We start from the raw sequence: 21600 nt of genomic DNA on the forward strand, positions 1-21600 counted from the left end.
TACCGGTACGCCGGTGACGTGGAGAATCGGTCCCCGTCAATCAAACGGATTACGGGGACAGTCATGCCGTTCGACGGGTTCATCTCCTACAGCCATGCCGCCGACGGGCGTCTCGCCCCCGCGGTCCAGCGGGGTCTGCACCGGCTGGCCAAGCCGTGGCACCGGCGCCGCGCACTGTGGATCTTCCGGGACCAGACCGGGCTGGCCGTGACGCCCGCGCTGTGGAGCTCCATCCAGCAGGCCCTGGACGGCTCCAAGTACTTCGTGCTGCTGGCCTCGCCCGAGGCGGCGAGCTCGCCGTGGGTGAACCGGGAGATCGAGCACTGGGTGGCGACCAAGTCACCGGACCGCATCCTCCCGGTGGTGACCGACGGCGAGTGGCGCTGGGACGCCGGCGCCCAAGACTTCACCGCCGATTCCACGGCGGTGCCGGCTGCGCTGCGGGGCGTGTTCACCGAGGAACCGCTTTACCTTGACCTGCGCTGGGCTCGTGATGACGTACACCTGAGCTTGCAGCACATCCGCTTCCGCGACGCGATCGCCCAGCTCGCCGCCCCGATGCACGGGGTGAGCAAGGACGAGCTGGAGGGCGAGGACGTCCGGTACCACCGCCGGGCCCGGCGGTTGTCGGCCGTCGCGGTGGCGACGCTGGTGCTGCTCACCCTGCTCGCGTCGCTGGCCGGCGTCGTCGCCACGCGCAACGCCGGCCGGGCCAACGCCGCCGCGGCCGAGGCCGTCCGGCAGCAGCGGGTGGCGACCGAGCAGCGCGGCACGGCCGAACGCGCGACAGAGGAGTCGGTGCGCCAGCAGGAGAACGCCCGCGTGCAGGAGGTGAAGGCGCAGGACGCCGTGGCCGAGACCGAACGGCAGGCGCAGCTCGCGGAGGAGCAGCAGGCCTTGGCCGAGGACGCCGCCGCGGAGGCGAAGCGCGAGCAGGCCAACGCCGAGCAGTTCCGGGCCAACGCCGACCGGCAGAAGGCCAACGCCGAGCGGCAGCAGGCGGCAGCGCAGGACGCCTCCGAGGACGCGGCGCGCCAGCGGGAGAACGCCGAGCACCAGCTGGCCAACGCGCGGCGGCAGCAGGAACTGGCGAAGCAGGCGACGGCCCGCGCCAAGGAGCAGGAGAAGCTGGCCCGGCACCACCGCGAGCTGGCCCGGCAGGCCAACGAGGAACGCATCAAGCAGGAGAAACTCGCCCGGGAAGCCGCCGCGGACGCCCGCCGCCAGCGCGAGCAGATGGCCCTGCAGCAGCGCATGGTGATCAACCGGCGGCTGATGGGCCGGGCCCGCGCGATGATCACGGACGACCCGCAGAAGGCCCTCATGCTCGCCGTGGCCGCCGAGCGCCTGCACACCGACGACCAGACGCTCGAGGAGCTCAGCCACCTCGCCATGTCGACGCACTACGCCGGCGCCCTGGCCGACGCGGTTGATGCCGAGTCCGTCGCCGGTCAGGTGGTCGCCGTCGCCGGGCCCGGCGGGACGGTGACGCTGTGGACGACGGCGAACCCGGCGAAGCCCGTCCGGATCGGCCTGCTGCCGGCCGGTGGAACGGCGGACAAGACGCTGGCGACCAGCCCGGACGGGCGGACCCTGGCCGTCTGCGACGGCAGCCCGCAGGCGGTGCTGTGGGACGTGACAGACCCGGCCCATCCGGTACGGAAGGCAGCCCTGCCCGACGCCGCGGGGATCGTGGCAGTCACGTTCAGCCCGGACGGGCACACCGTGGCCACGAGCAACCGCGACAAGAACACCGTCCTGTGGGACCTCAGCACGGCGACCCCGTCGACGCTGTCCACGCTGCCCGGGGCGTACCCCCTGAAGTTCAGCCCGGACGGGCGCACCGGAGTGACCAGCGGCACCGCGGTCACCGTCTGGGACCTGACCGATCCGGCCCACCCGGTCCGCGGGGCCGCGCTCACCCAGCTCTGGGGCGACCCGGTCGTCGACGCCGCCGTCGAGTTCAACCCGAAGCTGCCGGTGGTGGCCGTCGAGGAGTACGGCGACTACATGCGGCTCTGGGACCTGACCGACCCGGCCCAGCCCCGGCGCGGCTCCTCACAGGTGGCGGCGTCCGGTGAGGCGCACCTGAGCACGATGAGGTTCAGCCCGGACGGAGGCATGCTGGCCCTGGGCGACTCGGACGGGTCGACCACGCTGTGGACGGTCGACCAGAACGACGGGTGGCCGTGGCTGCCGACCCAGGTGACCACCGTGACGACCCGGGGTGGTCCGGTCGGGTCGATGACCTTCAGCCAGGACTCCCACACGCTGATCACAGTCGGAGACCGCCGGACGGCGACGCTGTGGAACACCCGGGGCCGCTTCGCCCGCGACGCGATCGCCGAGCTGCCCGGGCCGTACCCGGGCAGCATCGTGGGACTGACGTACGGGGCGGACGGCCGCTCGCTGCTCGCCGCCGGCCATCAAGGATCCGCCGTCCCGTGGGACCTGACCGAGCCGACCCGTCCCGTGCGACGGGACGCCGTACCGCTGAGCACCGGCAAGGTCGAGGCCGTCACGCTCAGCCGGGACGGCCGTACGCTGGCGGCCACCGGCGCGGACAAGACGGTGACGCTGTTCGACATGGCCCGCCCGGCCGCACCCGCCCAGCTGGCCACGATCACCGAGGAAGGCGACCTCGTGTACGCGGTGGCGTTCAGCCCGGACGGCCGTACCCTGGCCGTCGGGCGCCGCGACGGCAAGACCACGCTGTACGACCTGGCCGACCGCCGGCACCCGGCGCTGCTGGCCACGATTGCCGTCCGCAAGACGTTGACGGCCATCACGTTCAGCCCGGACGGGCGCACGATGGCCGTGGCCGAGGGCTACAACGTCTCCCTGTGGGACCTGGCCGACCGATCCGTCCCGGTGCGGCTCACCTCGATCGCCCTCTCGGAATTCATCGGCTACACCGCCAACACGCTCGCCTTCAGCCCGGACGGCCGCACCCTGGCCGCCGGCACGGACAACGAGGCGGCGGCGATGCTCTGGGACGTCGCCGACCCGTCCCGGCCCAGCCGCATCGCCACCCTGATCGGTCACACCAACGAGATCCTGTCGCTGGCCTTCACCCCCGACGGGCGCACGCTGGCCACGGCCAGCCTGGACAATGCCATCATGCTGTGGGACATCGCGGATCCGGCCACCCCGATCCGGTACGCCACGATGAAAAGCCCCGAGCTGCAGAGCTTCTACACGGCGCTGAGCCCGGACGGCCGCACCCTGGCCGCGGGCGGCGCGTACGGCACCCCGAGCACCGCCGTCACACTCTGGGACATCACGGTGCCGAAGGACGTCGCCGCCGACCCGGCCCGGCAGGCGTGCGCGGTGAGCGGTCGCGGCCTCACCGCCGATGAATGGGCCCGCTACGTCCCCGAGATCCCCTTCGAGAGCACATGCTGACCGCGTTGATCCGGCACGCCGGCTACGGCACCGAGGAGCCGCTGGTCGTCGGAACGCGGCGCGCTGGGCGCCCGCCGGTCTACTCGGCTCATGGCGGGCTCACTGCTGACACCGCCGTACCCGTCGCCTCGCTGTCCAAGCAGATCACCGCCGCCTGCGTGGCCTTGCTCGTGCAGCAGCGCCGGCTGGACACCGCGTCGATGCTGGGGGAGTGGTTGCCCGAGCTGCCGGAGTGGGCCCACGGCGTACGGATGCAGCACCTGCTCAACCACACCAGCGGGCTGCCCGAGCTAACTGGATTCTGGGATGACTACCTGACCACGCCTCCCCGTACGGCCGCGGATGTCATCCGGGCCCTCTCCGCGGCGGACGGGCCGGTCAGTCCGCCGGGGACCGAGTTCCGCTATTGCAGCGTCGGCTACCTCTGCCTGGCAGTCGTCATCCACCGGGCGTCGGACCAACCGCTGACCGAGTTCGCCCGCGCGCACATCTTCGAGCCGCTCGGCATGGCCACCAGCCACTACCTTTCCGACGTCGCCGGCGACGGTGGGGTGCAGTCCACGGCGGAAGAGCTGATGCGGTGGAACCTTGCCATCGAACGGGACGAGCTCGGCATCGCCAAGCTCCTGCACACCCCGGGCCGGCTCAACGACGGCACGCCATTGGTCTACGGATGGGGCATCGACGTCCTGGAGCACAAGGGACAGCCGCTCCACAAGCACGGCGGCCGGTGGCCGGGGGTGAGCACCCAGCGGGCCGCCTCCCGGAGCGGGGCGCCGACTTCGTGATCCTGGCTCTGGACGACGACGAGGCCCGCACGGTCCGCCTGATGAACGCGTTGATCGAAGACCTGGGCCAGGGACCGAGTTGATGAGGGACGTGGGGAGTGGCATGATCGCGGCCATGATCGACAGAATCGAGTCCTCCGTCCGCCGGTGAGCGTGACGACCGAGCCTGGACTGCTCGGACCCCAGATCACTCTGTTCGCACACGCTCTGCGTCTCCATCAACAGCATCCCGACGGCGTTCTGCCTCGCAACGGTGAGCCGTATCCGGACGCAGACCGTCACCGCGCGCGGCCCTCGACGCGGCGGGCAGAGGATGTCGCCGCCATTCTCGACCGGCACTTCGGCCAGCCGGACGCGCCGGCGAGTGACCTTGTCGACGCCTTCCACGATGTCGACGTCCCGATCCATCGCAACGACCGCATCGCTGCTGCGGCGCTGCGCGCGGATCGGCAGCGAATGCGGCAGACCGGCCGGTGGCTGGTGCGGCACAGCACCGACCGCAATGCCGCCACGGTCGGACTTGCGCTGCTCGCCGCCGGCCGGGCCGAGGCCGACATCCCGCTGATCCAGACCATCGGTCTGCTCTCGAACCGGTTCGGGCCGTGGGCCGCAGCGGCGTTGGAACACCGCCGCGGAGGTACGGAAGCACTGCTGTGGCTCGCCGAGCGCGTCGCCGGCTGGGGCCGGGTCCACGTCGTCGAGGCGCTGTGCCGACAAGGCGCGGCCAGTTCCCGGGCGTGGCTGCTGCGTCATGCCTGCGACGGCGACCACCTCAACGGCTACTTCGCCGGAAAGGTCGCCACCGCGGCGCACCTGCACGAAGCGATCACCAGCCCCGATGCCGACGACGACCTGATCGATCACACCGGCCGGCTCCTGCGGACCATGACCGAGTGCCAGGGCATGAGCATGACCCTCGAGCACTACCCGCCGGCACCTGCCGTGTTGACCGCGCATGCTGCTCACCTCGCCCGGCAGCCGCCGACGGCGAACCGGTACGTCGATGCCGCGATCATCGCTGACCGGCTGTTGGCCGAGCCTCCGGAGCGATGTGGCTGCACAGCCGAGCAGCGGGACCGCATCGCGCAGCAGTACCTTGCCGTACTCAACCGACCCGACTGGCGCGCCGCGGTCCGCTCGGGCCTCGGCCCGACCAGCGACTTCTTCGCCTGGTTCACGAGCCACGTAGCGGCACGGCTGCGCCTCGGAGCCGGATGAGCGGTCAGGACACCCAGCGGTAGTTCCAGCCGCCGTTGTTGTCCCACACCTGGCCATCGAACCCGACGCCCACCACCGCGTAGAAGAAGGTGGTCGGCTGCGTCACGACCCAGCTGGCCTCGGCCGACCAGATCTCACCGCCGTTGGCGATCTGGGTCAGCTGGCCGGAGGCGTACCGGGTGCTCTGCCAGCCGTCCGGCGTCCACACCAAAGCGACCCGGTACGCCTCGAAGTACGGCCTGATCTCGACCCCGACCCGGAAGCCCCGCTGCACGGCGCTCGACCCGGGGGTCCCGCCGCCGGGCAGGGGCTGAGTGCTGGAAAGGCGAACGGTGAGCATGATCAGCTCCTCGGCGAAAGCCGGCCGGACCAGTCCATAGTGACGGCCACGTCGCCGGCGATCGATGGTGTGTCCGATCCTTGACGCCGTTGGTACGGCGCACGCCCTGCTTCGTGCGCGTTGGTGCACGCCGTACGGGTTGTTCGGTCTGCTTTGCACCGTTGGGGTGTCGATTGCTGGTGTCTCCCCCTAGCGTCGGATTCGCCTCAGCCCGGGCTGTCGCGCCGAGGGAAACCCACTGATCGGAGTGCTTTCCGTGCTGATCGACGCTGTCCGGTTGTTGCGCCGGCCCGAGTGGCTGCGGGACCGCCGTAAGGATGCTGTCCGGCCCGGGAAGGTGGTGGCCGGCAATGCCGAGCCGGTGGTGGTCTTCCTGCTCGGGATCAGGATCAACCGGTGGCGCGGGATCCGGCACTGGCTGCCGCTGCTGCTCGCGATGCCCGGCATGCTGCGCGAGCTGGCGAGCGCCCCCGACGGCGGCCTGCTGGGTTACCGGCTGCTGTTCGGGCCCGGTCCCCGGCAGGCGATGCTGGTCCAGTACTGGCGCCGGCCGGAGGACCTGTACCGCTTCGCGAGCGACGCGACCCAGCCGCACCGTGCGGCTCAGCGCCGGTACTGGTGGCACTACGGGTCGAGCGATTCCGTCGGCGTCTGGCACGAGATGCTGATCTCCGCCGCGGGTTCGCATCACGGGATGTACGGCAACATGCCGCCGACCGGTTTCGGGGCGTTGCGTCAGGTCCGGGACGCGCGCTGGTGGGCCGATCCGCGGGCGGACCGGGCACCGACTGCCGATGGGCGCTGATCCCAGGCGGCAGAGATTGAGGGCGTCGCGCCCCGTCCAGGGCGGGTTCAGACCTGTCGGTGGGATGTGCGCGGCCGCAGGTGTTCGACCAGGGCCAGAGTGCGGTCCCGGCGGAACCACGCGATGGTCGCCAGCAGGACCAGCAGGATCAGCGGTACGAGCACGTCGCCGTCGAGCAGGACGAGCTCGGTGAGGATGGCGCCGCTCATGACCCCGACCAGGCCCAGCGCCGCGAGCCCGCTCAGCCGGGGGATGAGCAGGCCGATCCCGCCGGCGACCTCCAGGGTGCCGGTCAGATAGCGCAGCCATTGCCCGGCGCCGATCTCCGCGAAGGTCTGCACGGCCTGGTCGCTGCCCAGCAGCTTGCCGGGGCCGAAGTTGATGACGAACGCCAGCCCGAGAGCGATCTGGAGGACCCAGAGCGCGATGGTGCCGGCCTTGGCGCCGGTGCCGGTGGTACCCGCGGATCGAATCACGGCTTGCTCCTCTTGGTAGACCCCGGTAACGATCGCCCAGGTCAGGCCGGCCGCGCGTCCTACCAGAATCGACACTGCGGCCTACTACAGCCGTGGTAGTGCGCCCGGCCGGCGGGGCCTGGAAGGCCGGTGCGTGGTAGCCGGCGGTGACCACGGCCGGAGGACGCGCCCGGCACCCGCGGCGGGCCATCGTGACGACATGGTCGAGCAACGCAGAAAGCCACGCCCGCTGTTGCCCCGAGGCGAGCGGGTGCTCATCAGCGCCCATGACAGCACGCGCAACCGGCAGGTCGTGGCCACCCGGTGCGCGGTCTACCACCAGGGAGACCCACGGGAGCTGGAGCCGTGGCACCGGCTGGGCTGGGACCAGATCGACCGGGCCGACTGGGACGCCGGTCGCGGCGAGCTCACCTTCGTCCGGACCACGGCGAGTCTCGTCGTGCGGCTGACCGGCGAGCACCGGTTCGTCGAACTCGCCCGCGAGCGGATCGCGGCAACCACCCTGCTGCATGTACGCCTGCATCGCTTCGGGAGACCGGCCGGCTGGCTGACCGCGCGGCGACGGGCCGACGGCCGGGGCGACGTGCACTGGACGCTCTGCTCGGACGGGGTGCGGTGGACAGCGGACGAGGTGGCCCAGGCGATCCGGAAGGCCCGGGTCCAAGCCGGTCTGTGACGACCCGCCGCAGCTCTGAATTTGTTGACAACCCTCCTGAGGAGACTGATTTCCATGGCGCAATACCTGTACCGGCTGGGCCTTCTCGCGTTCCGCCGGCGCCGGCTGGTGCTGGTCGGGTGGCTGCTGGCGCTCGGGCTCACCGTCGGTGGCTCGATGCTCTTCGCCGGCACCCCCACCAACGGGCTCGAGGTTCCCGGCACCGAGGCCCAGCAGGCCATCGAGACGTTGCAGCGCGAGTTCCCTCAGGCCGATGCGGGCGGATCCGAGGCGCAGGTGGTCGTAGCCGCCGCCGAGGGCGGGACACTCACGACACCGGCGAACGCCGCCGCCGTCACCGGCCTGATCGGCCGCCTCGGCGCCGCACCCCAGGTATCGGCGGTCACCCCGCTCGACGAGCGGTCCACCAGCCCGGACGGCCGGATCGGCATCATCGAGGTGACCTACGGCGTACGGGGCGACGACCTCACCCCGGCGGCCCGGGACGCGCTGACCGCCGCCCTCGACGGCGCCCGGGCTGCCGGGCTGACCGCGGAGGCCGGCGGTGACGCGGTCGAGGGTGAGCTCGCCATGGGCAACGCCGAGATCATCGGTGTGGTCGTCGCCGCGCTGGTGCTGCTGGTCACGTTCGGCTCGCTGGTGGCCGCCGGCCTGCCGCTGCTGACCGCCATCCTGGGCGTCGTCATCGGATTCTCGTCGATCGCGCTGGTCTCGGCCGTGGTGGACATGCCCTCCGCGGTGAGCACCCTGGCGCTGATGCTGGGACTCGCCGTGGGCATCGACTACGCCCTGTTCATCACCTCGCGCTACCGGGCCGAGCTCGCCCGGGGCCACGAACGGCAGGAGGCCGCCGGCCGGGCGGTCGCGACCGCCGGTTCCGCCGTGGTCTTCGCCGGGCTGACCGTGATCATCGCGCTGGTCGGGCTGATGGTCGTCAACGTGCCGTTCCTGACCGTGATGGGGCTGGGTTCCGCCGGGGTGGTCGCGATCGCCGTCCTGATGGCGCTGACTCTGCTGCCGGCGATGTTCGGCTTCGCCGGTCCCCGCATCGTGGGCCGGCGCGCCCGCCGTACCCCCGCCGCGACGACCACCGGGAACACCGCCGGCCGCCGGTGGGTCTCGCTCGTGCTGCGCCGCCCGCTGATCGCCGTGGTCACCGGCGTCGCGGTGCTGGGCCTGGCCGCCGTGCCCGCGCTCGACCTGCGCCTCGGGCTGCCCGACGACGGCATGGCTGCCGCCGACTCCTCTCCGCGCAAGGCCTACGACCTGGTCGCCGAGGGCTTCGGCGCCGGCTACAACGGCCCGCTGACCGTGGTCGTCGACGGACCCGACGTCAACGCGGTCAGCGCCACGGTCGCCGCTGTGCCCGGTGTCGCGTCGGTCAGCCCGCCTCGCAGCTCGGACACCGGAACGGTGTCGATCTTCCAGGTGGTCCCCACCACCGGCCCCAACGACCCGGTCACCACCGACACCGTCGAGGCGATCCGGACGGCCACGGCCGGCGTTCCCGGTGGCGACGTGTCGGTCACCGGGCTCACCGCGGTCAACATCGACGCGTCCGCCACGATCAGCGACTCGCTGCTGCCCTACCTCGCCCTGATCGTCGGGCTGGCGTTCCTGCTGCTGCTGGTCGTCTTCCGGTCTGTGCTCGTACCCGTCAAGGCCACCCTGGGTTTCCTGCTGACCGTCGGGGCCACCTTCGGTGTCATGGTCGCGGTGTTCCAGTGGGGCTGGCTCAACGGCCTGCTCGGGGTGCCGGCGACCGGGCCGATCGTGAGCATGATGCCGATCTTCATCATCGGCATCACGTTCGGCCTCGCGATGGACTACGAAGTGTTCCTGGTGACCCGGATGCGCGAGGAGTACGTCGCCGGCGCCGGCCCGCGCCATGCGATCGTCGACGGCTTCTCGGCCAGCGCCCGGGTGGTGACCGCCGCCGCGATCATCATGATCAGCATCTTCTCCGGGTTCATGCTCGCCCCCGATCTGCAGATCAAGATGCCCGGGCTCGGCCTGGCGACCGCGGTCCTGGTCGACGCCTTCCTGGTACGCATGACGATCGTGCCCGCGGTCCTCGCGCTGCTCGGCCGTTCCGCATGGTGGCTTCCCGCCTGGCTCGACCGGGCCCTGCCGGACCTCGACGTCGAGGGCAGCAAGCTGCGGACACCCGTACCGGCGGCGGCACCCGCCGACGAGGAGCCGGCCCCGATCGCCGAACCAGCCCGATGACCGCTGCCCCGGTCCGCCGGAACCGCCCGCACGACCGCCGGCCGGTCGGCAGGATGGGCCGGGAGACCCCGGACGGACGGCGACCATGACGACAGCACAGGTGCGGGAGCAGCCCGGTGGTCTCACCGAGGCCGAAGCGGCCCAGCGGCACGCCCGCGGCGAGGGCAACACGGCCACGGCGGGCACCTCGCGCTCCTACCGGGCGATCCTGCGGGCGAACGTCTTCACCCTGTTCAACAATCTGTTGTTCGGCATCGGGGTGGCCCTGCTGCTGCTCGACCGGACCAACGACGCCGTCATCAGCGTCGGGCTCGGCCTGATCAACTCCGTGATCAGCTCCGGGCAGGAGATCCGCGCGAAACGGAAACTGGATCAGCTCAAGGTGCTGCACCGCGGCAGCTCACAGGTCGTCCGCGACGGCACCGAACGTGCGGTGCCGCCCGAGCGGGTCGTCCGCGGCGACCTGGTCCACCTGCGGCCCGGCGATCAGATCGTGGTGGACGGCCCGCTGGTCACCGCCGGCCGCCTCGAGTGCGACGAGTCGCTGCTGACCGGTGAGTCGGAGCCGGTCGTCAAACAGGAGGGTGACCTGCTGCTGTCGGGCAGCTCCTGTTTGGCCGGCGACGGCTTCCAGCGGGCGGAGGCCGTCGGCCCGGCCAGCCACGCCCACGACCTCACGGTGGTGGCCCGCGGCTGGACCAGCGAACCGACCCCGCTGCAACGCCGGATCAACCAGATCGTCCGCGCGGTGATGCTGGTCGTCGCGCTGCTCAGCATCACGATCCTGGTGCAGGCGGCCATCAACGATCTGTCCTTCCTGCAGATCGTCAAGGACGCCGCGGTGCTCTCGGGCCTGATCCCGTACGGGCTGTTCCTGCTCGTCGCGGTCGCCTACGCCACGGGCGCCGCGGCTGTGGCGGCGCGCGGAGCACTGGTGCAGCGGGTCAACGCGGTCGAGGCGCTGAGCAACGTCGACGTGCTCTGCACCGACAAGACCGGCACACTGACCACCGGCAAGCTGCAACTGGACCGGGTGATCCCGGTGGGCGCCGGCGCCGCTGCGGACGTACCCCCGATGCTCGGCTCCTTCGCCCGGAGCGTGAGCGCCGGCAACGCGACGACCACCGCTCTCGCCGAGGCCCTCGCCGGTACGGCGTTCCCGGTCAGCCAGGAGGTCCCGTTCTCCTCCGCACGACGGTGGAGCGCGATCTCCGGCGAGCGGCAGTACGTCCTCGGCGCGCTCGACCGGCTCGCCCCGCAGCTGGGATCGGGCGCGCCCGAACCGCTGCGGGGGGAGGCAGCTGGCTGGACGAGCCGCGGTTACCGGGTCCTGCTGTTCGCCGAGGCGTCGGACCCCGGGCACAGCCTGTTCGACGCGGCCGGCACGCCCCGGCTGCCGCCGCTGCGCGCGCTCGCTCTGGTCGTGCTCCGCGACGAGCTGCGGCCCCACGTCGAGCAGGTGCTGCGCGAGATGCGGGACACCGGCGTACGGGTCAAAGTCGTCTCCGGCGACGACCCCGGCACCGTCGCCGCGCTCGCGGCCCAGGTCGGGCTGCCCGGCACCGCACCGATCTCCGGTGACGAGCTCGACGAGCTGAGCCCAGCGGAATTCGACCGCGCGGTCCAGGAGCGTTCGGTGTTCGGCCGCATCGCACCCGGGCAGAAGCACCGGATCGTCGACTCCCTGCGCCGGCAGGGCCACTACACGGTGATGATCGGCGACGGCGTGAACGACATCCCGTCCCTCAAACGCGCCCACATCGGTGTCGCCATGCAGAGCGGCAGCGCCGTCACCCGCGACATCGCCGACCTCGTGCTGCTCGGCGACTCCTTCTCCGCCCTGACCGCCGCCCAGCACCAGGGCCGTCGGATCATCTCGGGTATCGGCACCTCGCTGAACCTGTTCCTCGCCCGGGTCGCCACGTCGACCCTGATCATCATCGCGGTGGCCGTGCTCGGCCTGGGTTTCCCGTACGAGCCGGCGCAGGTCGCCCTCACCCTGTTCACCGTGGGGTTGCCGACGTTCTTCCTGACCCGGTGGGCCCCGCCGCGGCGCTTCGACCCGCGGATGGTCAGCAGCCTGGCGCGCTTCGTCGGCCCCGCCTCGCTGGTGACAGCGGCCTTCGCGGTCGCCATCTACGCCGTGGTCCACGAGCTCGTCGAGGTCGGCATCGGCCGCAGCGCGGTGCCGGCCGAGGTCCTGCAGAAGTTCAGCGCGTACACCGGGGTCAGCGGCACCGACGCCGGGTTCGCGGACGCGGCGGCCACTGTCACCGCGCAGACCGCCCTGTCGACCTTCACGGCCGTCACCGCGTTCGTCCTGATCCTCTTCCTGGCCCCGCCGTGGCGGTTCTTCGCCGGCTGGACCGAGCCGGTCACCGACAAACGGCCGGCGCTGCTGGCGCTGGGCCTGTTCACGGTCTTCGTGGTCGTCCTGGTCATCCCGCCGGCCGCGAACTACTTCGCCCTGCTGCCGCCGTACAAGGTGCTGGCGCCGCTCATCCTGATCGCCGTGCCGATGTGGTTCTTCGTGTTGCGTGGCATGTGGCGGCACCGCCTGCTGGAACGGGCCCTCGACCTCTGAACCGGGGTCAGCCGGTCTGCATGCGCTCGTACAGCGCGCGCAGCTCGGTGCCGCCGGCCTGACGGCGGGAACGGTCCAGCAGGATCCGGAGGGTCTCGGCGACCTCGGTCGACGTCCGCACGTGCTGCGGCGCGATCCGTTCCGCGGTGAGCAGGAAGCGGACGGCCTCGCGGTCCTGCCCGCCGATCCGGGTCAGGGCCCGGGCGGTGTCGGCGTAGTAGAAGACCTGCCGGACCCCGGCCGGGATCGCCCGCGGATCGGTACGCCGGGCGATCTCCACCACCCGGACCGGGTCGCCGTCGCCGGCCTCGATGCTCATCCGCCAGATGTCCACGTTGGTGGGTCCGAAGAACATGCCCATCGTGTTCGTCTCGCCGGTGCGGCGGGCCAGCCGGGCCGCCTCGACCAGCCAGTCCCGGCTGTCGTCGAGCCGCTGCCGGCACCGGCTCGCCAGGGCGGCAACCAGATGCAGCGAACCGAGCACCTCCGGCCCGCCGGGCAGGCCGAGGTGCCGGCTCAGGTCGTCCACGGCCCGCTCGGCGAGGGTCTGGCCCCGCTGGTACGAACCGCAGGCGGTGGCCGCCCGGGCCAGGGCGTACGCCGCATGTCCCCGCAGCACCGGGTCGCCGGTCGCCTCCGCCGCGTCGCGGCACCGCTCGGCGGCCAGCCAGGCGTCTGCCGGATACCCGAGACCACGCAGCACCGTGGACGCGATGTGGGTCGCGTCGCACAGCAGCCGCAGCGCCTCCAAATGGTCCGGGCCGGCCGTCTCGGTGTGCAGGTCACGCAGCAGGTCCGGGAGCAGGCGGGAGGCGCCGGCGTAGTCGCACGCCTGGTGCAGGGCGTCGGCCAGGGCGACGTTGCGGCGCAACTCGGCCATCGGCGGTGCGGGCCGGGCCGGCGGCTCGGTCAGGTCGATGTCGACCAGGGCCCGGCGCAGGTCGAACACGCCGGCCCGGGCGGACGCGGTCGCCCGGTCGAGAGCCGGCACGCCGGTGCCGGCCAGGTCGGCCGGGGCACAGTCCAGCGCACCGGCGATATCCGCCAGCATGAACCGGTTGTCGGCCGTCTGCAGCCCCCGTTCGATCCGGCTCCAGGTGGCGTGCGAGACACCGGCCCTGCTGGCGGCGTACCGGACACTCCACCCACGAAGCAGGCGGCGGGCGCGGATCTGCTCGCCGACCGCGGGGCCGGCGATCCGTCGGAGGGTCATACGAGCGACGGTAGCCCCGCAGCTCCGCCGGGCGGTCCATCCCTGTACCACCACGGTGGCGGCAGGTCAGCCGGCGCCCTCGATGACCGTGGTGCTGTAGTCGCCGGTCCAGGACGCCCGCGCGCCGGAGTCGCCGATGAGGTAGACGTCGTAGATCGCGGCGCTCGCGACCAGCACGGCCACGACGCCGACGGTGATGCTCACGGCAGTGTTGCGCGGGAACAGGAAGGCGGGACCGCGGTGGCGCCACCAGATCACCAGCGCCACGACCGTCACCGCGAAGGCGGCGTACAGGGCGGTGTCGCCGAGGCGAGTGTGGTCCTCCAGCAGGGCGGTGTTCTCGACGCGGTCCTGCAGCCATTGGCCCGCGTTCATGGTGAACGGGACCAGGACCAGCGTGACCGACGCCAGGACCGCGTTCGGCCCGGCCAGCCGCCGGCGGGCGGCGGGCCACCAGGCGGTCAGCGCCAGCAGTACGGCCGAGAGCGGCAGCAGCACCACGAAGGCGTGCACCAGCAGGATGTGGGCGGGCAGCCCGTTGACAGTCTCCATGAGCGGTCCTCCGCGTTCGGGGCCTAACGATCGCCCGGCGGGGGAGTCGTCCGCGTCCTACAGCGGTGGACATTGCGCGCTACCACCGCGGTGGTATCGGACCCGGTTGTTTTTGGCGACAACCCGTCGTAATCTTTACGACAGGTTGTCGCCAAAAGAGATGTGAGGGTTCCCATGACTGTGCTCGACGATCGCGCCGAACTCTTCGAGCTGCTGAGCCGCTACGCCGACATCGCGGACCTGAAGGAGTTCACCGAGCTGCCCGGCCTCGTCTTCACCGACCCGCTCACGATCGACTTCGAGTCCGTCGCCGGCATCCCGCCGATGACCGTGCCGCTGAGCGACTACGTCGACATCGTCCGGGCCTCCTTCGCGTCCTTCACGGCGACCCACCACGCCATCACCGGCCACGTGATCGCCGTCGACGGCGATCACGCGACGATCCACGCGCACGTCCGCGCCGAGCACTGGCTCCCGGCCGGGCTGGCCGGCGACGGGCCCGACCGCTGGCTGGTGGCCGGCTGCTACGACAACGAGGCGGTCCGCACCCCGGACGGCTGGCGCCTCAGCCGGGTGAAGCTGACCGCCGCCCACCAGGAGAACCCGCAGCTCGCCGGGGTCGCCGTGGCTGCCGGGCAGGCCGGCCGGCGGTGAGGGCGGGTCCGGCACGATGGGTACGCCCTATTGGGGGAGGATGATCGGATGCCGCGGATCCGGGGAGCCAGCATCGACGAGCACCACGAGATGGTGTGGGCCGAGCTCGCCGAGGCGACCCGGCAGCTGCTGCTCGAACGCGACTACGACTCGATCACCATGGGCCACATCGCGGCCCGGGCCGGCCTCGCGCGCAACACGCTGTACAACTACGCCGCCGACAAGAGTGCGCTGGTCCTGGCGCTGACCGAGCGGGCCGGCCGGCCCACGGTCGAGCGGGTGGCCGCGATCGCCGCCCGGTCCGCGGAGCCGGCCGCGGAGCGGCTGCGGGAGATCATCGGGGCGGTGCTGGAAGCGTTCACGGACCAGGCCCTGCAGCTGATGTTCCGGCCGGGTTCCGGCCCGCCGGATGCCGCGGCGCCGAAGGGGCCGGGCAGCCCGTTCCACGCGATCGTGGTCGAGGTGGAGAACGTCGTGCGGGACGGCATCACCCGCGGTGAGTTCCGCGACGTCGGCGACGTACCCCTGGCGGTGGAGCTGTTGTCCGGCGTCATGCGCGCCGGCGCCGAACGCCTCGGCCGGGATCCGGCCGCCTTGGCGGCCACGGTCCGCATGGCGCGGGAGATCATCCTCTCGTCGCTGGCGCGCGCGGAGTGAGCGGTCAAAGGCCCTGGAGGTACGGGGATTCCTTCAGGCACGTGGTGAGGGTGTCCAGCTCGGACTGGGTGTAGCCGAGGAAGTAGATCGCCCGGAGCCCGGTCGTGGCTCGTCCGTCGAGATGATCGATGGCGGCGGTGATCATGGCGGTCGCGGTGGCCTGCGGATCCCCGTGCCCGCTGCCCACGCCGAGGAGCGGGAAGACGATGCTGGTGACGTCCAGGGACTCGGCCAGCGCCAGGGCGTTGGTCACGCACACGCCGACGTTGCGGACCTGACGGAAGCCAGCCCCCGGCTCGCCCTGGACCGAGGCGACGTGGATGATCGCCCGGACGTGGTGGCTGTCCGCCAGCGAGCCCGGGCCGGTGACGAACGCGGCCCCCGGCATGACCGGCCGGCGGCTGCCCACCTGCTCGGCCAGCTGGCGGGCGATGGTGTCGTCGACGATCCGGCCGCCGCCGTCGCGGCGGGCACCCCAGTAGCGGACGATGCCCGAGATCGTGAACTCGGCCGCCCGGGACATCTCCATGTCGGTGTTCTCGCTGCTCACCCAGGCGTCGGCGAACCGGATGCGGCGGATGCTGCCGGCGACCGCACCGAGCCGGCAGGGCGATCGGTGCGCCGGTGCGAGGGCGAACATGCGCGGCTCGTCCGCTTCCGCCTCGGTGGTGGCTTCGTCGTCGGCGCGCTTGGTGAGCGGCTCCCGGCGCAGTACGGCCAGCGCGAAGCGGGCCGCGGCCTCGCTCGCGTACTCCTGCCAGCCGTCGTCCTTGTCCTGGTCGGCCAGATCGCTGACCGCCTTGATCAGCAGGAAGCCGGCGCCGCTGCGGTAGGAGGCCGTGGCGACGCCCAGGCCCTCCATCTCGACACCGACCGTGTTCGGCCAGGCGCGGCTCAGCCGGGCCAGCTCCCGGCCGTCGGCGATGACCTTCTCACCACTGAGGACCGTGCCGAGATGCGACCGGGGCTGAGCCGGGCCCCTGCCGGGACGGTCCGCGTCGATGAACGGCGCCCATTCGCCCGGCTCCACCTCCCGCGCCGCGGCCAGCAGCGCGAAGTCCGGCCGGTGCACGTCGGGACGCCGGTGCAGGCCCGCCTTGTCGTGGCGGCCGGGCTCGTAGCCGACGACGGTGTCGGCCACCAGCACGTCGCCCAGCGCCAGGCCCGAGGTCGTCGGCGCCCCGCCCGCGATGCCGATCAGGAGTACGGCAGCCGGGTGCAGAGTGTCGATGAGCTGCTGCGTCCCGGCCGCGGCGCCGGTGTTGCCCATGCCGGCCAGGCACCGCGCGACCACCCGGTACGGTCCGACGCGGGTCACGCCGCCGAGCGCCCGCAGCACGGCCCGGTGCTCGACGGGCAGGGCGGTGAGCAGGACCACGTCCGCCGCTCGTGGACTTGACACCCCTCTACCGTGCCACGCGCCGATAGAATCTCCACTCATGGCGCCTACGCCCGTCGATGCCGTGCGCGGCCGCCTGCAGCGCCGGGCCGGCGGCCCGTGACATGACCGGCGACGGCGGGTTGACGGCGCTCAGCGACACGTCTACCGCCGGATCATCACGTCCGGTCGCCTGGACGCCGCCGCTTCCGCCGGCGCCCTGCACGAGACGGTGCGGGAGCTGCGCCGGCGCTTCCCCCGGATGCCGCGTCTCCGGGCGTCCTACGTGCACCTCGGCCGCTGACCCCTGGTGGTCTGTGGCCAGGGCGTTTCCCTGGTGCGACCCCCTGGCCGGTCCAGCGAGTCTCATCGCATGAGCATCGCGGAGCAGTTCCACGTCAGCGAGGTGTCGCCGTCCTACTGGCGGGTGACCTTCGACAACGGCCCGGTCAACCTCCTGGACCCCGACACCGTCGAGCAGCTCGGCGCGCTCATCGGGCGCATCGAGAACGACCCGGACCTCACGGTCGTCGTCTTCCGCAGCGACCGGCCGGGCTACTTCATGGCCCACTGGGACTTCCTGGCCGACAACGCCCGCGTGGCCCGGATGACGCCGGGACCCACGGGCCTGCATCCCTACCTGGACAACTTCGTGCGGCTGAGCCGGGTGCCGGTGGCCACGATCTCCGAGATCCGCGGCCGCACCCGCGGCGCGGGCAGCGAGTTCGTGCTCGCCACCGACATCCGCTTCGCCTCCGAGCAGGCGGTCCTGGGCCAGTTCGAGATCGGTGTCGGCGCCGTCCCGGGTGGCGGGCCGATGGCCCGGCTGGGCCGGCTGGTCGGCCGCGGGCGGGCCCTGGAGATCCTGCTCGGCGGCGAGGACATCTCCGCCCGGACCGCCGCTGAGTACGGCTACGTGAACCGGCTGGTCCCGGACGCCGACATCGAGGCCGTCACCGACGCGTTCGCCCGGCGGATCGCGGCCTTCGACAAGGTGGCCGTCACCGGCATCAAGGAACTGGTCGACCGGGCCACGCTGCCGGCCGACGAGGAGCTGGCGGCCGGGCTGGCCGCGTACTTCGCCACCGCCGGGCGGCCGGAGCACCGGCCGTTCGTCCGGCTGCTGCTCGACAAGGGCCTGCAACAGCCCGGCGGCATCGAGACCGACCTCGGCGCCGCCATCGGGAAGCTGCGCCAGAACACGGTTACGGCCTGAAGGCGCGGAGGGTGATGTCCACGAGCGCGTCGGCGTACTCCTCGGTCAGCGGCCCGGACCGGTGCAGCCAGCGCTGGAACAGCGGTGCGTACAGCACTTCCAGCACGAGGTCCAAGTTGGCGTCCCCGGCCAGCTGGCCGGCCTGCTGGGCAATGCGCAGCCGTTCCTTCTTGGCTTCGTCGACGGGTCCGGCCAGCTTCTCCCGGTACAGGGCCGTCAGGCTCGGGTCGGCGACGATCTCCATGGTGAGTGCTCGGATGGGTGCCTCGAAGGCCGGATCGGCGAACTCGGCGACGGTGGCCCGCATGACGGTCCGGAGATCGGCCGCGATGTCGCCCGTGTCGGGCAGGCGGATGCCGTCCCCGTCCGCGGCCTCGCTGAGCGCCAGGAACGCATCGAAGATCACCGCGCCCTTGGACGGCCACCACCGGTAGATGGTCTGCTTGCCGACCCCGGCCCGGGCGGCGATGGCCTCGATCGAGATCTTCGCGTAGCCCAGCTCGGCGACCAGCTCACGGGCGGCGTCGAGGATGGCCCGGCGCGATCGCTCGCTGCGCCGGGCGGGATTCGGAGCGCTGGGGTGGGACACGTCCGGGAGCCTAGCACCCAACAAGACGAGACGTTCCGTCTTGCCAGCGTCCTCGTAGGCGTGCATACTCGGCGGACACGAGACGGGCCGTCTCGTCTCGTACGATCGAGGAGGTCGCATGACAACTGCCCGGGTGTGGTTCATCACCGGCGCGTCGAGAGGTCTGGGCCGGGCCTTCACCGAGGCGGCGCTCAAGGCCGGAGAGCGCGTCGTGGCCGCCGCCCGCGACCTCAGCCCACTGGACGACCTGGCCGCCGCCCACCCGGAGAACCTCGTCCGGCTCACGCTGGACGTGTCGGACCGGGCTGCCGTTCGGGCGGTGGTGGATCGGGCGGCGGCAGCGTTCGGCCGGCTCGACGTCGTGGTCAACAACGCCGGAGTGATGCTGCTCGGCATGGTGGAGGAAGCCACCGAGGAAGAGGTCCGAGCCCAGTTCGACGTCAACTTCTTCGGCGCTCTGTGGGTGGCCCAGGCCGTCGTGCCGCACCTGCGGGCGCAGGGATCCGGCCACCTCCTGCAGGTCACTTCGATGGGCTCCAGCGGCGGATTCGCCTCGACGGGCTTCTACGCGGCGAGCAAAGCGGCGCTCGACTCGCTGAGTCAGGCACTGGCGATGGAGGTGGCGCCGTTCGGGATCAAGGTGACGATCGTGCAGCCGGGCGGCTACGGCACAGACCTGTTCACCCGGGGCACCACCATGACCGGGCCACACCCGGAGTACGAGCCGCTGCGCGTCCAGCTGTCCGAGATGTGGGGCGAGGACGCCGGCCCCGACCCGAGCACCGCCGCCCCGGTGATCATGGAGCTGGCCGGGCTGGCGGAGCCGCCACTGCGGCTGATCGTCGGCTCCGCCTCGTACGACCTGGTCCAGCAGCTGGACCAGGCCCGCACGCAGGAGTACCGGACCTGGGAGCACCTCAGCCGCCAGGCCCCGGGCTGACCCGCGTGAGGGTCCCTTATGGACGGCGAGGTATCAAATTCGCCGGGCCTGGGTATGCCGTTGTCCGCATTGGACAACGAGGAGGGACCATGGAAGCGCAGCCGATGAATTCCCCGACCCAGCAGCACGCCGGCGGAGCGGTCGCCGGCACCAACGTGATGGCGATCCTCGCCCTGGTCTTCGCCTTCATCTTCGCGCCCCTGGGCATCGTGTTCGGCGCCGTGGCCAAGCGGCAGATCCGGCAGACCGGCGAGCAGGGCGCCGGCCTGGCCAAGGCGGGCTTCTGGCTCGGCATCGTCTTCACCGTGCTGAGCGTGCTCTGGGTCGTCTTCGTCTTCATCCTGGCGGCTTCCCAGACGACGGCGTGACCGGCTCAGCCCGTCGGCGTTGATCACCCCGGCCGGGGTGATCAACGCCGCGGCCCACGGTAGGTTGCCGGGCATGATCGCGACGCGGCTGGATCTCGCCCGGGTCCGCGCGGCCCGCCGGGACATCAACCCGATGTTCCTCGACACCCCGCTGTACGAGTGCGACGCGCTCGGGCGCGAGCTCGGCTGCACGGTGAGCATCAAGCTGGAGACGGCCAACCCGGTGCGCTGCTTCAAGGCCCGCGGTACGGAACTCGTGGCCGGCCTGCTGACCGGCCAGGGTCGTACGGCGGTGGTGTGCGCCAGCGCCGGCAACCTCGGCCAGGCGCTCGCCTGGTCCGGTCGTCGCCGGGGTCTCGACGTCACCGTCGTCGCGACCCGCCGGGCGCCCGCCGCGAAACTGGATCGCATCCGCGCGCTGGGCGCGGAGTTGCTGCTGACCGACGGCGACTTCGAGACAGCCCGGGAACGGGCCGGGGAAGTCGCGCGCGAGCGTGGCATCAGGCTGGTCGAGGACAGTCTCGACCTCGAGACGTGCGAGGGCGCGGCGACCATCGGCCTGGAACTGGCCGAGGCGGGATCATCCGTCGACACCGTCCTGATCGCTCTGGGCGGCGGCGCGATGGCCACCGGCGTGGGCTACGTCCTCAAGACGCTATCGCCGGACGTCGAGGTGATCTGCGTGCAGCCCCACGGCGCACCGGCGATGACCCGCTCCTGGAAGCAACGCCGGGTCGTCACCACCGACTCGACCGACACCATCGCCGACGGTGTCGCCGGCCGGTTTCCCATTCCGGAGGTCCTGGACGACCTGCTCGCGGTGGCCGACGATGCGGTCCTGGTGAGCGAGGCGTCCATCGTCGCGGGCATGCGGCTACTTCTGCACCATGCGGGCCTGGTTGTCGAACCGTCCGCGGCCCTCGGCGTCGCGGCGATCCTGGAGGACCGGAACCGCTTCGCCGGCCGTCACGTGGCCACGATCATCTGCGGCGGCAACGTCGACCTGGACGCCTACGACCGCTGGGTGCGCGGCTAGGAAACGCCGTCCGCGTCCGACAAAGCCTGCGCTGCCGGCTCTCTGTTGACCGGGCCGTCGATGGTGGCGGCGCGAGTCCGATGCCGAAGAACATCACGGACAGGTTGATGTCGGTGAAGCCGTAGAACGGGGTCATCACCAGGGCGATCACCGGGATGACGCTCAGCCACCGGCCGGGCGCGCTGACCGCGGCGGCCGTACGCCACACCATCATCAGCAGGAACCCGATGAAGATCAGCAGCCCGTTCCCCAGTTGTTGGTGTACGGATACGGCGCCGCGGTCCGGTAGTACGGGTTGCGGCCCAGCGGGTTGTACTCCGCCGCCACGGGGCGCCCTCCCGGCCGGCGTTGTAGACGTACAGGTAGACCACGAACGCCGTGGCCAGGAAGCCGAGCCGCAGCGAGAACAGGAACAGTCCGCTCGCCCGGTCCAGCCGGGTCGCGCTGACCACCACGATCGCCAGCAGGATCAGCCA

The 21600-nt window shown here is 71.8% G+C and carries 19 protein-coding genes; 13 read left to right on the top strand and 6 right to left on the bottom strand.

Features of this window, described 5'->3' with window-relative positions; translation table 11 throughout:
• The first annotated feature begins 63 nt into the window (after nt 1-63).
• The 3 genes from ACQP2Y_RS16885 (at nt 64) to ACQP2Y_RS16895 (ending at nt 5411) form a co-directional block, all read left to right on the top strand.
• Nucleotides 64-3405, top strand: a complete 3342-nt coding sequence (locus tag ACQP2Y_RS16885; RefSeq protein ID WP_433729223.1) for a TIR domain-containing protein — start codon at nt 64-66, stop codon at nt 3403-3405.
• Nucleotides 3399-4193: a serine hydrolase domain-containing protein gene (locus ACQP2Y_RS16890; RefSeq protein ID WP_433729225.1), complete on the top strand. Its 795-nt coding sequence runs from the start codon at nt 3399-3401 to the stop codon at nt 4191-4193. The genes ACQP2Y_RS16885 and ACQP2Y_RS16890 overlap by 7 nt, the downstream gene beginning before the upstream one ends.
• A 147-nt stretch (nt 4194-4340) precedes the next feature.
• Complete coding sequence (locus ACQP2Y_RS16895) at nt 4341-5411, top strand: hypothetical protein (RefSeq protein ID WP_433729227.1); 1071 nt, start codon at nt 4341-4343, stop codon at nt 5409-5411.
• A gap of 4 nt (nt 5412-5415) precedes the next feature.
• Here the strand turns inward: ACQP2Y_RS16895 and ACQP2Y_RS16900 are convergent, their stop codons facing one another.
• Nucleotides 5416-5751, bottom strand: coding sequence for a hypothetical protein (locus ACQP2Y_RS16900; RefSeq protein WP_433729229.1), 336 nt, complete (start codon nt 5749-5751; stop codon nt 5416-5418).
• A gap of 256 nt (nt 5752-6007) precedes the next feature.
• Here ACQP2Y_RS16900 and ACQP2Y_RS16905 point away from each other — a divergent pair, with 256 nt between their 5' ends.
• A complete protein-coding gene (locus tag ACQP2Y_RS16905; RefSeq protein ID WP_433729231.1) occupies nt 6008-6556 on the top strand; it encodes a DUF4188 domain-containing protein in 549 nt (182 codons plus the stop codon).
• A gap of 47 nt (nt 6557-6603) precedes the next feature.
• On the opposite strand, the gene ACQP2Y_RS16910 is transcribed toward ACQP2Y_RS16905, so the two are convergent.
• Nucleotides 6604-7032, bottom strand: a complete 429-nt coding sequence (locus tag ACQP2Y_RS16910; protein WP_433729233.1) for a DoxX family protein — start codon at nt 7030-7032, stop codon at nt 6604-6606.
• A 199-nt stretch (nt 7033-7231) separates the two neighbouring features.
• On the opposite strand from ACQP2Y_RS16910, the gene ACQP2Y_RS16915 reads away from it, so the two are divergent.
• From ACQP2Y_RS16915 to ACQP2Y_RS16925, 3 genes are all read left to right on the top strand, one after another.
• Nucleotides 7232-7708, top strand: coding sequence for a hypothetical protein (locus ACQP2Y_RS16915; protein ID WP_433729235.1), 477 nt, complete (start codon nt 7232-7234; stop codon nt 7706-7708).
• A 54-nt stretch (nt 7709-7762) separates the two neighbouring features.
• Nucleotides 7763-9937, top strand: a complete 2175-nt coding sequence (locus tag ACQP2Y_RS16920) for an MMPL family transporter (protein WP_433729237.1) — start codon at nt 7763-7765, stop codon at nt 9935-9937.
• An 85-nt stretch (nt 9938-10022) separates the two neighbouring features.
• Nucleotides 10023-12521: an HAD-IC family P-type ATPase gene (locus ACQP2Y_RS16925; RefSeq protein WP_433729239.1), complete on the top strand. Its 2499-nt coding sequence runs from the start codon at nt 10023-10025 to the stop codon at nt 12519-12521.
• A gap of 7 nt (nt 12522-12528) precedes the next feature.
• On the opposite strand, the gene ACQP2Y_RS16930 is transcribed toward ACQP2Y_RS16925, so the two are convergent.
• Together ACQP2Y_RS16930 and ACQP2Y_RS16935 are read right to left on the bottom strand one after the other, a co-directional pair.
• Nucleotides 12529-13734: a helix-turn-helix domain-containing protein gene (locus tag ACQP2Y_RS16930; RefSeq protein ID WP_433729241.1), complete on the bottom strand. Its 1206-nt coding sequence runs from the start codon at nt 13732-13734 to the stop codon at nt 12529-12531.
• Between the two features lie 66 nt (nt 13735-13800).
• Nucleotides 13801-14286 (bottom strand): hypothetical protein, encoded by a 486-nt coding sequence (locus ACQP2Y_RS16935; RefSeq protein ID WP_433729243.1) that lies wholly within the window; start codon nt 14284-14286, stop codon nt 13801-13803.
• Between the two features lie 174 nt (nt 14287-14460).
• Between ACQP2Y_RS16935 and ACQP2Y_RS16940 the strand changes: the two genes are divergently transcribed.
• Nucleotides 14461-14940: a nuclear transport factor 2 family protein gene (locus tag ACQP2Y_RS16940; protein WP_433729245.1), complete on the top strand. Its 480-nt coding sequence runs from the start codon at nt 14461-14463 to the stop codon at nt 14938-14940.
• Nucleotides 14941-14988: 48 nt separating this feature from the next.
• Entirely contained in the window at nt 14989-15597 is a 609-nt protein-coding gene (locus tag ACQP2Y_RS16945; RefSeq protein WP_433729247.1) for a TetR/AcrR family transcriptional regulator, read from the top strand.
• Nucleotides 15598-15601: 4 nt separating this feature from the next.
• Here the strand turns inward: ACQP2Y_RS16945 and ACQP2Y_RS16950 are convergent, their stop codons facing one another.
• A complete protein-coding gene (locus ACQP2Y_RS16950) occupies nt 15602-16999 on the bottom strand; it encodes a macro domain-containing protein (RefSeq protein ID WP_433729249.1) in 1398 nt (465 codons plus the stop codon).
• Nucleotides 17000-17348: 349 nt separating this feature from the next.
• Between ACQP2Y_RS16950 and ACQP2Y_RS16955 the strand changes: the two genes are divergently transcribed.
• Complete coding sequence (locus ACQP2Y_RS16955) at nt 17349-18191, top strand: enoyl-CoA hydratase/isomerase family protein (RefSeq protein WP_433729251.1); 843 nt, start codon at nt 17349-17351, stop codon at nt 18189-18191.
• Here ACQP2Y_RS16955 and ACQP2Y_RS16960 read toward each other — a convergent pair.
• Nucleotides 18181-18780, bottom strand: a complete 600-nt coding sequence (locus ACQP2Y_RS16960; RefSeq protein ID WP_433729253.1) for a TetR/AcrR family transcriptional regulator — start codon at nt 18778-18780, stop codon at nt 18181-18183. The two genes, ACQP2Y_RS16955 and ACQP2Y_RS16960, sit on opposite strands and share 11 nt — an antisense overlap.
• Before the next feature lie 118 nt (nt 18781-18898).
• Here ACQP2Y_RS16960 and ACQP2Y_RS16965 point away from each other — a divergent pair, with 118 nt between their 5' ends.
• From ACQP2Y_RS16965 to ACQP2Y_RS16975, 3 genes are all read left to right on the top strand, one after another.
• Nucleotides 18899-19720: an SDR family NAD(P)-dependent oxidoreductase gene (locus ACQP2Y_RS16965; protein WP_433729255.1), complete on the top strand. Its 822-nt coding sequence runs from the start codon at nt 18899-18901 to the stop codon at nt 19718-19720.
• An 89-nt stretch (nt 19721-19809) separates the two neighbouring features.
• Nucleotides 19810-20088, top strand: a complete 279-nt coding sequence (locus ACQP2Y_RS16970; RefSeq protein ID WP_360831096.1) for a DUF4190 domain-containing protein — start codon at nt 19810-19812, stop codon at nt 20086-20088.
• A 73-nt stretch (nt 20089-20161) separates the two neighbouring features.
• The gene (locus ACQP2Y_RS16975; RefSeq protein WP_433729258.1) at nt 20162-21124 is read left to right on the top strand and encodes a threonine ammonia-lyase; all 963 of its coding nucleotides are present in this window, start codon (nt 20162-20164) and stop codon (nt 21122-21124) included.
• Nucleotides 21125-21600 lie beyond the last annotated feature (476 nt).

The sequence above is a fragment of the Actinoplanes sp. CA-051413 genome, from assembly GCF_050955795.1.
GTDB lineage: Bacteria > Actinomycetota > Actinomycetes > Mycobacteriales > Micromonosporaceae > Actinoplanes.